This is a genomic window from Clostridium sp. CX1 (genome assembly GCF_025398335.1).
GTDB lineage: Bacteria > Bacillota > Clostridia > Clostridiales > Clostridiaceae > Clostridium_AM > Clostridium_AM tanneri.
Genome location: NZ_JAODOO010000008.1, coordinates 59,737 through 74,033, shown reverse-complemented (window position 1 = coordinate 74,033; position 14,297 = coordinate 59,737). Strand labels below are relative to the sequence as shown.

The window sequence follows — 14,297 nt, the reverse complement described above, 5'->3', positions numbered from 1 at the left end:
AGAGTTAGTTAACTTTGAAGACTATAGAATCCCCATATTTAAAGAGAAAAGTTATATATGAAAAGCTGGTGAAAAAACAGACAGAATCAATTAATTTTATATCAGCCTTAAGGCTCATAGTTTTTATTGCTGCTATTGGTTGTGGATTTTTTTCCTATACACTAAAAAAATATTATTTTTTTGCCTTGGCAATAATCTTATTTGCCATATTATTTATAATTTTGCTTAATAAGCACAGTAGACTTAAATATAATAGAAAATGTTCAACATTGATAGGTGAGATAAATGGAAACTCCTTGAAGCGTTTAAAAGGAGAATGGAAATCCTTTGAAGATACCGGATCAGACTTTCTAGAGGAGGATCACAGTTATTCAAAGGATTTAGATATTTTTGGAAAAGGGTCGCTTTTTCAATATATTAATACTGCTAGTACTTATTTAGGAAGGGAAAAGTTAAAGCATATATTAACAGCTTCAAACTATACTATAGGAGAAATATATGATAGACAAAAGGCTGTAGAGGAACTTTCAGATAACCTGGGGTGGAGACAGAGGTTTATAGCTGAGGGGCAGATAGCTGTAGAAAAAAAGAAAAATCCAGAATCCCTATTTAAATGGGCTAAAGAGAAGAATAGCCTATTTTCTAGTTCAGCCTTTATCATTATGGCACATGTTCTTCCGATTATTACAGTGACAGTTATTTTGCTGTATTTTTTATTAGAAGGTATACCATATTATTTACCGCTTATGGCTATAGGAGTTCAGGTAATTATACTGAAGATTAACTCTAAAAAAAGTAATAAAATATTAGATGGAATTTACAAATACAAAAAAGATATAGAAGCATATGATAGAATGTTAAAGGTTATAGAGAAAAAAAGATTTGAATCTAGCTACTTAATAAAATTAAAAGAAAACCTCGTTAATGAGAATAAAATAACTGCAACAAAACAGATTAATAAGTTATCTAGACTGGTAAATTTAATTTCCGACAGAGCTAATTTTTTTTACCATATAGTAAATAGTATAACTTTGTGGGAGTATCACTGCTTAATCAGACTGGAAGCTTGGAAAAAGGAATCAGGCCTATTTATAGAACAATGGCTAGATGTTATTGCAGAGATTGAAGGATTATCCAGCTTAGCTGTAATTAATCATGACTATCCACATTGGGTAATGCCGGAACTAAAGAACTCTTCTCTAATAATAGAAGGGAAGAATATAGGTCACCCGCTAATAACTAAAAATCGGGTATGTAATGATTTAAAAATAGATAACACTGAAAGCATTCTACTGATAACCGGTTCTAATATGTCTGGTAAAAGCACACTGCTTAGAACTATAGGAATTAACTTAGTTTTAGCATATGCAGGTGCACCGGTTTGTGCTGAGGCTTTTTGTTGCTCTATAATGAATATCTATACCTGCATGAGAATAAGTGATAACCTGGAGGAAAATATATCATCTTTCTATGCAGAACTTTTAAGAATAAGAAAGCTTATAGATGCTACAAAGGAAAAGGAACCAGTATTTTTCTTACTAGATGAGATTTTTAGAGGAACCAATTCTAAGGATAGACATACCGGTGCTAGAGTTTTAATAGAAAAATTAAGTAGGGAAAATGCTTTAGGGATGGTATCAACTCATGACCTTGAACTGGCTGATATAGAAGAAAAAAATAGGAAAGTTAGAAATTATCACTTTAGAGAGTATTATAAAAACAATGAAATTTATTTCGACTATAAATTAAGATTAGGGGTTTCTACAACTAGAAATGCAATATACCTAATGAGAATGGCTGGTATTGACATAGATAATAATATGGCTGATAGAGATTATGAAAAATATTAAAGAAGAATCAAATTATACGAGGAGAAGGAACGTTGAAGGAAGATATACTATTACAAATATTTAATGAAGAAACTAGTGGTAAAAACTATGCCAATGGGCAAAGGGTTTTTAACAATGATTTAGTATCTTCTATAGATATAACTAATGAAGATAAATTAATTTGTATAGATGGCAATGTAATTTCAGAAAATCTCTTTAATGAATATAACACAAAAATTGAGATGGATGGAGAAAAGAAAAAAATTTTTTCTACATACTGCAGTTGTTTAGATTATGAAAAAAATGAGTTTAAAAAAATAAATTATTGCTGTAAGCATCTAGTAGCAACCTTTTATAAAGCCCTGGAAAAGCTAGTTGATCATCCTCTTTTAGCTGAAGAGACTATCTATAATGAAAGTATATTTAAAAATAAAAGCAACTTATTAAATGTGTTATTAGGGGATGAATACGACAAAGAGGAAATAAAGATTGAAGTTTACATAAATAGAAATGAATGGAGTGGCAACATTACCGCTGAATTTAAGATAGGGTTAAAGTCTATGAGTTCCAGTAATCTATATATCTTAAAAGATATAAACCAGTTTCTTATAGCTATTTACAATAATATACCTATAAATTATGGCAAGAACTTTACCTTAGATATAAAAAATCAAAGATTAAGTGTTAAGGATAAAAGACTTATAGATTATATTGAGACTTTAAAGGAGATAAAGGGAAACAATAAGACTATTTACAGAAGTGAAGATAGTATTATAAACGGAAAATACGTAAATATACCTAAGTTTTTAGTTAGAGAATTTTTTGAGAATATAAAAAAGCATAAAGTGTATTTAAATGAAGGCTTTTTCTATAGACCTGTAGAAACAGAAATCTTAAATAAAATTCCTCCTATAGATTTTGATTTGAAACTAATAAATGGTGAATATGTTCTTAAGTCTCCAGGAGGAATGCCTCAGGATCTAGGTTGTAATAACAATATTTTCCTGTATGGCATGTCCGTATATATTCCAGATTATGAATTTTGTTATAAAATAAGCCCATATCTTCAAATATTCAATGAAGCTAAGGTAATAAAGATAGATGCCTCTGAAGAAGAAAATATACTAAGAAAGTTGATTCCTCAAATTAATATGATGGCTTCTACATTTACCTTATCTAAAACAATAAAGGAAAAAGTAGTAATAGATAAATGTAACTTCAACTTTTACTTTGATAGAGAAGAAGAGGATATTACGCTGACAGTAAAAGTTCTTTATGGAAATTTAGAATTTAATATCTTTGAGGATTATAAAGAGAAAATTGTATATAGAGATTCTAAAAAAGAATCCCAGGTTATTGGAATTCTTAGAAGTTTAGGCTTTGAAGAAATAAAGGGAAAGTTTTATTTGTTAATGGAAGAGGACTACATATTTAGGTTTTTTAAAAGAGAAATAAATAAACTTCAAGAGATAGGAGAAGTATATTACTCCGAAAATTTTAAGGGTATAAAAAGTATAGGGTCAAAGGGCATTACAGGAAATATTAAATCCGGAAGATATGATTATTTTGAATTGAATTTTAAAATAGGAGATATTAACCCAGAGGAGACTGCGGAAATATTAAGAGCTTTTAGAGATAATCTAAAATACTATAAATTGAAAAATGGTGAATATATAGATTTAGAGGAATTGGAGCTTAATAAATTTCTAAAGCTTTTGGACATAGCTTCTTCAAAGGATATAGATGATAATTGTATACAAATTCCTAGTAATAAAGGTCTCTTCCTAAATAACTACCTAGAGGAAAATAGTTTAAGGTTTATAAAAGGAAAAAAAGCCTTAAAAGAAATAAAAGATAAATTTAAAAATATAGAAAACTTGAGCTTTAAGGAACCGGAAGATTTAGAGGGTAACCTTAGAGCCTATCAAAAGGTAGGATATAACTGGTTTAAAACCCTGGATTTTTTGGGCTTTGGAGGAATCTTAGGGGATGAAATGGGGCTTGGTAAAACTCTTCAAACTATTACTTTTATATTATCTAATAAGGGAAGCAAATCCTTAATTGTTGCTCCTACATCACTAATATATAACTGGGCAGCTGAGTTTGAAAAATTTGCACCAAAGCTAAAGATAGCAGTTGTTAACGGGTCCAAAGAGGATAGGGAGGAACTAATAAAAAAGGTTGATGATTATGATGTTCTTATAACAACTTATAACCTGTTAAAAAGGGATTTAGAAAGCTATACTAATATTGAATTTGATTATTGTATATTAGATGAAGCTCAAAATATAAAGAATCCAAGTTCTCAGAATGCAGCTGCGGTGAAGGAAATAAAAGCAAAAAGAAGATTTGCATTATCGGGAACACCAATAGAAAACTCTCTTATGGAGTTATGGTCTATATTTGATTTTATAATGCCAGGATATTTATATGATGAAAAGAGGTTCAGTGTAAGATATCATAAAAAGCTTAGGGAAAGTCCAGAAGTTTTAGAGGACTTAAACAGGCTAATAAAGCCATTTATTCTTAGAAGAAAGAAAAAGGATGTTATAAAAGAACTGCCTGATAAGATTGAAAAAAACTTAGTGGTGAATTTAGATGAAGAGCAGAAGAAAGTCTATAGAACTTATGCTAACTATGCAGTGGAACTTATTCAAAAGAAGGTAAAGAATTATGAGTTTCAAAATAGTAAAATAGAAATACTTTCTTATATAACAAAACTAAGGCAGCTTTGTTTAGACCCATCGGTAATCATGAAAGACTATAGTGGAGGCAGTGGAAAAATAGAGGCCTTAGTGGAGCTTATCCAGGAGAGTCTAGAGCAAGGTCACAGAGCTTTAATATTTTCTCAGTTTACATCTGTTCTTAAAAATATTGGAAAAAGAATTAATGCAGAAGGAATAGCCTTTAGTTACTTAGATGGCTCCATACCTTCAGAAAAGAGAATGGACATGGTAAAAGCTTTTAATGATGGAGAAAACTCGGTATTTTTAATAAGCTTAAAGGCTGGCGGAACAGGACTGAACCTAACCTCTGCAGATCTAGTAATTCATTTTGACCCCTGGTGGAATCCTGCTGTAGAGGAACAGGCTACAGATAGAGCTCACAGAATAGGCCAAAGAAATGTGGTAGAGGTTATAAAAATTATAGCTAAAGACACTATTGAAGAAAAGATATTATTGCTACAAGAGGAGAAGAAAAAACTTATATCAGAAATTTTAGGAGAAGAGTTATCTAGTGGAGAAAACTTCTCTTCATTAACTGAGGAAGAAATACTAGGGTTGTTTGAGATATAAGGAGCTGACTACAAATCAGCTCCTATTTGTTATCTATAATTGTCAATAAAAAACAAGGTAATTTATCAAATATCTATGAAAAATTACATAATTGAGAATTATATGGAAAATATTGAATTTATTATGATATAATAGGTTGTATGAGAATTTTAACTACATTGAAGGGGGAATTAAATGTGATAGATTTTGAAAATTTAAAAACATTAAAATGGCCGCCAACTAATGAAGAGCAGAGAGAAGAAGGCTATGTTTCCAGAGAAGTATCAGAAGAGCCTACAACAGAAAGAGGTAGAATAATTAAAAAAAGATTATTAGAAGCCAGGTGCATGCTTGATCCAGAATTTAGTGTTCTTTACACAGAGGAATGGAAAAGGTCAGAAGGAGAGCCGCTTCTCATTCGTAGAGCGAAAGCATATAAGTATGCTATTGAAAATATAACACCAGCAATTCAGCCCTATGAACTTATTACCATGCAGAAAACTAGATATATGAGGGGCGCTCCAGTATATTTACAGTATAGCCAAAAATTCTATTCACATATGGTTGAAAAAGCAGAAAACTCAAATGACGAGGTTTATGATGTTGGAGTAGGAGGTGGCCGCAGCCATAAAGAAGCCAGAGGTATAATTGAAATGGGCACCTTTGCAATGAAAGAAGAAGATGCTGCACCTTTAATAGATTCCTGTAAGTTTTGGGAGGGAAAATGTATAGAGGACGAATCGGACAAGTTCCTAAAAGAAACCATGCCAGAATATGATGACTTAGATAATGCCTTCAAAACTGTAATATTTCCTCCAAGCGTTATATCTATTATGGAAGGAAGATGGATACCAGCCTATGATATGGTTGTAGAGAGAGGCTTAGAGGATATTATAAAGGAATGTAAGGAAAAAATAAAAAATACTGTTCCTACTACCAGAGAAGTAGCTGAAAAGATTTTATTTTGGAGAGCAACTATATTAGCCTGTGAAGGTGTTATAAATTGGGCTAAGAATTATGCAGATAAGGCAGAGGAAATGGCAGCAGGAGAAGAGGATAAGCAGAGAAAAAATGAATTGTTAAAGATGGTTGAAACCTTGAGATGGGTTCCAGCAAAACCAGCAAGAACATTCTATGAAGGACTGCAGTCAGCTTGGATAGCACACATAGCTATTGCATTAGATGGTCCAATTGTTGGACTTTCTCCTGGACGTTGGGGACAACTTCTATATCCACTATATAAAAAGGATATAGAAGAAGGGAGATTAACTAGAGATGAAGCTCTAGAGCTTATGGAGCTTATGAGAGTAAAGTTTTCCAGTGAAGAATATGTATCTCCAAGAAGTTGGGAAGCTTTAGCTTCAGGAAACCTATTTCAACATATGATAGTTGGTGGAGTAACTAAAGAGGGAAAAGCGGCTGATAACGAACTAGAAGAGATAATACTTGAAGCTGGAATCAGTATGCAGACTATACAGCCTACCTTAGGTGTAATGGTAAACTCCAGAACAAGCGACAGGTTACTCATAAAGGCTGCAGAAACTACAAAAACTGGTGCAGGATATCCAGCTTGGTTTAATAATGAAGCTTGTATTCAGCATTTGCTGCAAAATCATAGAGAAGAGAATATAACCATTGAAGATGCCAGAGATGTAGGAATGGGTGGTTGTGTTGAGGTGCAGATGCAGGGTACATGCCATGGTATATGCCATCCGGGATTCTTTAATGAAGTTAAGTGCCTAGAGATAGTTTTAAATGACGGAGTAGATCCAAGAACAGGAATACGCTGCACTGAACCTTTGGGAGATATCAATAGCTATGAAGATTTGTGGAATGCATGGTGCAAGGTAGAGGAAAGATTTTTAAGAGTGTACATGCGCTATTGGAATTATGTTATGGCAGTGCACAGGGAGATAAATCCTCTTGTTATGGGATCTGTACTGGTGAAGGACTGTGTTAAGAATGGAAAACCCTTAGATTCTAATGGAGCTCGGTATAATAAATCAGTAACACTATTAAATTCAGGTATGGTAAATGTGGCAAATAGCCTAGCTGCTATTAAAAAACTGGTTTTTGAGGATGAAAAGTACACACTGAAAGATGTAAGACATGCATTAAAAGAAAACTTTGGGTTTGAAAGAGCAGATAAGGTTGGAAACTTCTCAATGCTTGAGCAAAAACGTATTAGCGGTGGATTTGAAAGAATACATAGGGACTTACTAAACTCCCCTAAATACGGAAATGATGATGACTATGTAGATTCAATATTTGTTCAATGCTGGAAGCACTACAACGAAATATGTCTATCTGAGACAACATACTTAGGACTTCAATGGATACCTGCTGGTCTATCAATATCAGCACATGGACCTTTCGGACGGGTATGTGGTGCTACACCGGATGGAAGAGTAGCCGGTGTTAGTTTAACGGACGGTGTACTATCAGCTACACCAGGCACCGATGTAAATGGTCCTATAGCTCTATTCCAATCTGGAATCAAGCTTGATTCCGTAGCAATGAGAAGTGTTCAACTTAATATGAAAATACACCCAAATGCTGTGAAGGGTATAGAAGGTTCTCAGAATCTGGTGGATTTAGTTAAGTCTTACTTCCAGCAAGGAGGTTACCACATACAGTTTAATATAGTTGACTCTGATATGCTTCGAGACGCACAATTACATCCTGATAAATATCGTGACCTAATTGTTAGAGTAGCAGGCTTTAGTGCTTACTGGGTAGAACTTTCAAAACCAATACAGGATGAAATCATAGCAAGAACAGAATATAATGCTACAAGCATATAACAAGAGAGAGTATAAATTATGAAGAATTTAAGGAACTCAGGAATAATATTTGATATACAAAGTCTATCCTTTCATGACGGACCTGGTATAAGAACTCTTGTGTTTTTAAAGGGATGTCCACTAAAATGTCTATGGTGTGCTAATCCAGAAGGTCAAAAGTTACTGCCGGAGCTTCGATATCATAAGGTCAATTGTGCAGGTTGCATGGAATGTTCAAAGGCATGTGTAGAGAATGCTATTAATTTAAAAAATCATGAGGATGCTAAAGTTACTATAAGCATAAATAAGGAAAAATGTATTAGATGTAGTGATTTAAAATGTACAGATATGTGCTTAAATGATGCATTAAAGCTCAGTGGAAAGACTATGACTGTAGATGAGGTTATGAAGGTTATAAAAAGAGATAGTGCTTATTATAAGAGAAAGGGTGGAGTAACACTTTCAGGAGGAGATCCTACCTACCAGCCAGAATTTGCAGTTAGTCTTCTAAAAGCATGCAAGGAAGAATATATAAATACTGCTGTTGAAAGTGCAATGTTTACCACTGTTGATATAGTTAATAAGTTTATACCTGTTACAGACTTATTCTTAACAGATATAAAGCATATGAATGAAGATAAGCATAAGAAGCTTACAGGGGTTAGTAACCAGCCCATTTTAAATAATATTTCCATAATATCTAAGCAAAGGCCTGTAGTAATCAGAGTTCCCATAATACCAGGTTTAAATGACGATAAGGAAAATATAATAAGTATAAGCAGATTTTGTGCTGAAAATAACATAGATAGAATAAATCTTTTACCTTATCACAAGCTAGGTGTAGCAAAATACGAACAATTAGGACTAACATATGATATTTTAGATGTAAACTCACCAAATAAGGAGAAAATGGAACTTTTAAAGGAAGCTGTAGAGTCCTCAGGAGTTAAATGTGTTATCGGATAGCTTTCCATAGCTGTTAGGAAAATAGTGGTTATATTGTTAACCTAAATACTCAGTACAATGTTGTTATGGTTAAAGGAAGCCTTCTTAAAAGAGGCTTCTTTTAGTCATTTAATTTCTAACTGTTTAGTAACCTTTAATAAGACATCTGATAGACTTCTTAAATCGTGAACAGAAGCACTTATTTCCTCAGAGGCAGCAGCCTGAGACTGGGTTGTTGAAGTGTTTTTTTCTATCATATCCATAATAAAGTTTATAGAATATTGCATATCTTTAAGACCTTGTTCTATTTGGTTTACAGCATTTTTGCTATTTACTGCAAGCTTTCGTATTTCTCCAGCTACTACTTGAAAGCCTCTTCCTTCTTGTCCAGCTCTTGAGGCTTCTATTGATGCATTAAGTCCTAAAAGATTAGTTTGATTGGCTATATTCCTTATAAAATCTGTAATTTTAGAAGTATCATCTACACTTTTTCTTGTCACTTCAGCGGAAGACACCATTTCTTCCTGTGAGGAGGCTATGTTTTGTGCATTTGTAGTTATATCATTAATGCCTGTTGATATTTGTTCAATGGAACTTGCTAAACTATCAACAACATTACTTAGCTGTTCATATATTTTAACCCTACTATCTAAACCCCAACCTACTCCTGCAGCACCTATTATTTGTTTATTTTCATCAAACAAAGGTATGGTAATGGCTTTAAATGGAGTGCCAAATAGTTCCTTTGGAACGATGACTCTTAAAGTTTTCTTTGCCTGAATAACTTCATGTAAGCCATCGCCAGGTCTTAATGATAATCCCTCATGTCCTGCGTCTACAGTTTTTCCAGCTTTGTAATATACTATCTTCTCTAAATCTGATACTACAAGCATCGCATCTTCATCTTGAAACATATCTTCAAGAACTGAAATAATATTTAACATAGAATCTAACATGTTCAAAATTTTATCCTCCTTAATACAAAATTAAACAATATGTTTAACAACATTAATATGTCATATAAATATATTAGCAAAAATTGCAAAAATATGAAAGTTTTTATTAAAATATTTCTAACAAATTGGTAAAAAGTAATAAAAAGTAATAAAACCGAAAAAAAGTAATTTGTCATTTATATAGCTAAAAATAGGCGATTAAATAGAAATAAAAGTAGCTTCATGGTATTTGATAGCCATGAAGCTACTTTTTAATAAAATTCAACTCTATCTCTTATTTATCCAGGACAAGCCGATGCTTCTAGTTCCTGTATGTACACTTATTACAGGGGATAGCTCTTCAATGACAATTTCATGTTCAGGATATATATCCATCAACATTTCCTTTAAATTCAAGGCATAATCATAGCCATTTGCATGTGCTAGAATAATCTTCGAGTTATTTGTAAGCTTTTCATTTTTAATTTGTTCAATTAAATTGTTATATACTTTTTTCATTGTTCTTACTTTTTGACTTACTAATATTTCGCCTTCCTCAAAGGACAAAATTGGCTTTATACTTAACATTCTACCAAAGGAGGCTGCAGACAATGATATTCTTCCAGTACGATGCAAATGTGCTAAATCATCTACCACTAATAATATTCTTGAGTTTGACCTGATGTATTCAAGATTTTTAATAATATGTTCAATACTAGCTCCCTCTTTTATTAACTCCAAAGTCTCAAGGGCCATCTGCTTTTGAATAGTTGCTGTAAATAGGGAGTCAAAAACAGTTATTTTATCCTCGGAAATTTGAGCTCTAGCTAACAGTCCTGTTTGGAATGTACCGCTTAGCTTAGAGCTAATGGTAATGTATATAATATGATCGTACTTTTTTACTAATTCATCTAAAAGTTTAAAAACTTCTCCAGCAGAGGGTTGCGAAGTAGTTGGTAGATCCAAGGATTCTTCCATTTTCCTGCAAAATTCACTTGGAGTTATATCTAAACCATCTCTAAGATCTTTACCGTCAACTATTACACGTAATGGTATTGAGTATAAGTTGCTATTTTTTTCAATTATTTCTTTGTCAATTACAGCAGTACTATCAACTACTACAGCTATTTTATGCATACAATCCACCTCAAAAAAATGTTATAAATGTTACAAGTTATACACTTGTAACACTTGTATACTTATAATATAATACTATAAAGTATGAAGTCAATTAAATATAATAAGTTACACAAATAAGGAGAAAAGTTACAAATGAATCAAATGAAAGAAAAGGTTAATCCTATAACTTTAAGGTCTAAAAGTTTCATTGTAAAGTCATTAATTGAATTAATGGATAAAAAACCCTATAGTGAAATAACTTTAAAAGAAATTGCAGAAAATGCAGATTTAACTAGACAAACAGTTTATAGAAACTTTGCTAAAAAAGAAGCTATATTAGAATACTATGTTGATGGATTTTACAATGATTTTATAAACACAATTTCAGCTAAAAATGATATAACATTATATGATCTGCTTATTACATATTTTGAATACTGGTATGAAAATAGAGAATTTGTAAAAAAACTTGTAGATAACAATGTATATCAAATACTGCTTGAGTTACATTTAAAATACTTAAATTCTATGGCAACAGATGAAAAATTTAAAAATTTAGTTTTTGTATCAAATAATAGTTATTTTAATCATTTTTCCGCTGGTGGATTGTGGTTTGCACTGAAAAAATGGGTGGAGGATGGCACAGAAAAAACTCCAAAGGAAATGACAAATACTATTTTAAACTTCTACCATGTTAAGGGGCTAAATGTTAGAAATATAAGGAGAGAATAAAATTTTATCTTATGTAATTACATGGATTAATTTCTAGTTTTTTCATATAACATAGCTAAAGAGTTACAAAAAATGTTGAATGTAACAGTTTTATATGATAATATATCTATGACTTATATTAGTTAAATTTAATTATAAGGAAACAATAAAAAGCTTTCTATAATTTTGTACCTTGAAAGCTTTGAGTTAGTTGTGCAACCGACCTGTATTTACTGAACAGAAGTTATGATGTTGTCTGTTTATAATTCAGGTCTTTTTTAGTGTAAATATATTTTTCAAAAGGGGGGAATATTGATGTATACAACTGCATCATAAGGGGTATGGGAAAACTAGGATTAAAGATTCTAAAAAGGGTAGGATTAATATTTATCTTTTCAATGATTTTACTATTTACAGTTAATTTATTTACCTTTCAGCATGTATTTTCAAAGGTACAGGAGGATGTAGCAGAGAACGCTAAAAAAGCAGTGAGTTCTGTTGATGGAGATAAGGTAGGGAGGCTTATTAAAAATAAGTCTATGGATAGTAAGGAATATAAAGAGCTAAAGGAATCGCTAATAACCTATAAAAATGATACAGGTATAAAGTTTTTATATATTATGGGAAAAGATGATAGCAGTGCCTATATGCTAGTAGATGCAAATATTAAAGAAAGCGACCAGATTGGAGAAAAGTATAACTTAGAGGAGGAAATGTTAGAGGCCTTTGGTGGAAAGGTATCTTATTCAAAGAATCCTGTAGAAGATAGCGATGGTGTACTTATATCTGGATATGCACCTATTAAAAATTCTTCAGGTGAGATTATAGCCATAATGGGGGCAGACATAGATGTATCATTATACACATATACTAAAAAGATCATGAACCTAAGTCTTATAATTACAGTTCTAGTTATGTGCAGCTTAACTATCTTAATGGTTTTTAACTTATCAAAGAAGATATCCTTAAGTGTAGAAAAGATAAAGTATGGACTTGATAAAATGTCCGAAGGAGATTTAACAACTCCTATGCATATTAAAAGTGGAGATGAACTTGAAGATATAGCTTTATATATTAACAAAGTTAGGGTGGATATTAAGAAAATTGTTGAAGATATAGGAATAAGCTCAAATAGGGTAAGGCAGCAGACAGAAAGCTTATCTGCTGTGTCAAAAGAACTGGCAGTTGCTTCTGAAGCTGTTGCTGAATCTACTGATGAAGGTGTAAAAAACCTAAGTGTTCAGAAGGAACAAATGGTAACTATAAATACTATACTAGATAACTTTGGGACAAAGGTTAATGAAATTTTATCACTAGCGAAAATGTTAAATTCTGAAGTTGAAATTATAAATAATAAGGCTCAGGATAGTAATAAAGATTTAGTAAATTTTGAACAATCAATCAAGGAGGTAAATTTATCTTTTGATGATGTAAGAGACAAAATAAAAGGCTTTGCTATAAACTTAAATAAAATTAGCAAAATAACTAACATAATAAATGATATTGCAGATCAAACTAATTTACTTGCCTTAAATGCAGCTATTGAGGCTGCAAGAGCTGGAGAAAGCGGTAGAGGATTCTCAATAGTTGCAGAAGAAATAAGGAAGCTGGCAGAACAATCTAAGAATTCATCACAGAATATAACTTCCTTAATTGAAGTTGTTTTACATGAAGGGGAATTGATTGCTGAAACATCAGACAATATGAATGACAGGCTCAATGACCAGGTAATAAAGCTTAACAGTTCTACAGATAGTATTAGAACAGTTATCAGTTACATAGAAGAGGTTTTTCCTAAAATCAATAATATACACAATAATATAGTTGCTATTAATAAGGAAAAAGAAAGAATAATCGAAGACACTATGAGTATGTCCTGTGCTTCAGGAAATATTTCAGCTTCTGTAGAAGAAATATCATCTTCTACTCAGGAGATAAGTGCCTCTTCCCAGGAGATAGCAGGTGCCGCTGAGCAGTTAACGGATATAACGGAGGAAATGGTAAAAAATATAGAAAAGTTTCAAGTTTCTGAGGAAAAATAGAGAGTAATATAACTATAAAAATGACAAAAATTAAGTTGATATGTGGTATATTTAACTATATAATATAATTATGATATAAAATTATATTAATCTAAAGGGGGAGTTTATATGTTTTTAAAGGAGTTAAATAAAAAAGAGAGAATTGCTTTTATTAACTTAGTTCATGCTTTGTCTAATGTGGATGAAGTATTTTCCAACCATGAAAAGGAACTAATAGATGAATACCTAGAAGAGCTATCCCTAGATAATGAATCTATAGAAAAGCTAACTTTGGAATCAGCTGCTAAAGAGCTAATTGATTCTTCAGATAGAGCTAAAAATATAATTTATTTTGAGTTATTTGGAGTTGCTTTAATAGATGGAGAATTCGATAAAAAAGAGATTGAGTTTTTAAATACTCTTGCCTCCAAGTTAAATATAAGCTTAAAGAAGCAGCAGGATTTTATAAACTATTTTAAGACTGTTAAGGAAGCTTATGATGGAACTTTTGTTAACTATGAAAGTAAGTTAGATGAATTAGAAAAATTAGCTAGAGAATTAATATAGATACTATGTAAAGGTAATATAAGAAGTGTGGATATTGTTTCTGCACTTCTATCTTTTTAATTATCTTGAAGACAGGAGTTCTATAATAGGTGGTAAGATATATAGTAAAGGT

General features: G+C 31.7%; 9 protein-coding genes and 1 riboswitch. Of the genes, 7 read left to right on the top strand and 2 right to left on the bottom strand.

The genetic code is table 11. The features are described 5' to 3' along the window. Positions 1 to 14 precede the first annotated feature (14 nt). The 4 genes from N4T77_RS10590 to N4T77_RS10575 all read left to right on the top strand — a co-directional run bounded on the left by N4T77_RS10590 (position 15) and on the right by N4T77_RS10575 (position 8,853). Positions 15 to 1,850, top strand: a complete 1,836-nt coding sequence (locus tag N4T77_RS10590; RefSeq protein WP_261671761.1) for a MutS family DNA mismatch repair protein — start codon at positions 15 to 17, stop codon at positions 1,848 to 1,850. A 32-nt stretch (positions 1,851 to 1,882) separates the two neighbouring features. Further along, positions 1,883 to 5,125 carry a DEAD/DEAH box helicase gene (locus N4T77_RS10585; protein ID WP_261671760.1) on the top strand — a complete coding sequence of 1,081 codons (3,243 nt, stop codon included), beginning with the start codon at positions 1,883 to 1,885 and terminating at the stop codon, positions 5,123 to 5,125. 176 nt (positions 5,126 to 5,301) lie between these two features. Next, entirely contained in the window at positions 5,302 to 7,908 is a 2,607-nt protein-coding gene (locus N4T77_RS10580; RefSeq protein WP_261671759.1) for an indoleacetate decarboxylase, read from the top strand. Between the two features lie 18 nt (positions 7,909 to 7,926). Then, positions 7,927 to 8,853, top strand: coding sequence for an indoleacetate decarboxylase activase (locus N4T77_RS10575; protein ID WP_261671758.1), 927 nt, complete (start codon positions 7,927 to 7,929; stop codon positions 8,851 to 8,853). A 104-nt stretch (positions 8,854 to 8,957) separates the two neighbouring features. On the opposite strand, the gene N4T77_RS10570 is transcribed toward N4T77_RS10575, so the two are convergent. Further along, positions 8,958 to 9,788 (bottom strand): methyl-accepting chemotaxis protein, encoded by an 831-nt coding sequence (locus N4T77_RS10570; RefSeq protein WP_315903168.1) that lies wholly within the window; start codon positions 9,786 to 9,788, stop codon positions 8,958 to 8,960. A 267-nt stretch (positions 9,789 to 10,055) separates the two neighbouring features. After that, positions 10,056 to 10,904 carry a DegV family protein gene (locus N4T77_RS10565; protein WP_261671757.1) on the bottom strand — a complete coding sequence of 283 codons (849 nt, stop codon included), beginning with the start codon at positions 10,902 to 10,904 and terminating at the stop codon, positions 10,056 to 10,058. 135 nt (positions 10,905 to 11,039) lie between these two features. Between N4T77_RS10565 and N4T77_RS10560 the strand changes: the two genes are divergently transcribed. The 3 genes from N4T77_RS10560 to N4T77_RS10550 all read left to right on the top strand — a co-directional run bounded on the left by N4T77_RS10560 (position 11,040) and on the right by N4T77_RS10550 (position 14,185). Further along, complete coding sequence (locus N4T77_RS10560) at positions 11,040 to 11,618, top strand: TetR/AcrR family transcriptional regulator (RefSeq protein WP_261671756.1); 579 nt, start codon at positions 11,040 to 11,042, stop codon at positions 11,616 to 11,618. Between the two features lie 129 nt (positions 11,619 to 11,747). Continuing rightward, positions 11,748 to 11,830, top strand: a riboswitch (cyclic di-GMP riboswitch). 108 nt (positions 11,831 to 11,938) lie between these two features. Next, on the top strand, positions 11,939 to 13,639 hold the full coding sequence (locus tag N4T77_RS10555; protein WP_261671755.1) for a methyl-accepting chemotaxis protein: 1,701 nt from the start codon (positions 11,939 to 11,941) through the stop codon (positions 13,637 to 13,639). Positions 13,640 to 13,747: 108 nt separating this feature from the next. After that, positions 13,748 to 14,185: a TerB family tellurite resistance protein gene (locus tag N4T77_RS10550; RefSeq protein ID WP_261671754.1), complete on the top strand. Its 438-nt coding sequence runs from the start codon at positions 13,748 to 13,750 to the stop codon at positions 14,183 to 14,185. Positions 14,186 to 14,297: the final 112 nt, after the last annotated feature.

Bases quoted from the DNA above. Each gene is read 5' to 3' on its own strand.
- N4T77_RS10575 (WP_261671758.1), top strand. From the start codon at position 7,927: ATGAAGAATTTAAGGAACTCAGGAATAATATTTGATATACAAAGTCTA.
- N4T77_RS10570 (WP_315903168.1), bottom strand. From the start codon at position 9,788: ATGTTAGATTCTATGTTAAATATTATTTCAGTTCTTGAAGATATGTTT.
- N4T77_RS10565 (WP_261671757.1), bottom strand. From the start codon at position 10,904: ATGCATAAAATAGCTGTAGTAGTTGATAGTACTGCTGTAATTGACAAA.
- N4T77_RS10560 (WP_261671756.1), top strand. From the start codon at position 11,040: ATGAATCAAATGAAAGAAAAGGTTAATCCTATAACTTTAAGGTCTAAA.
- N4T77_RS10555 (WP_261671755.1), top strand. From the start codon at position 11,939: ATGGGAAAACTAGGATTAAAGATTCTAAAAAGGGTAGGATTAATATTT.
- N4T77_RS10550 (WP_261671754.1), top strand. From the start codon at position 13,748: ATGTTTTTAAAGGAGTTAAATAAAAAAGAGAGAATTGCTTTTATTAAC.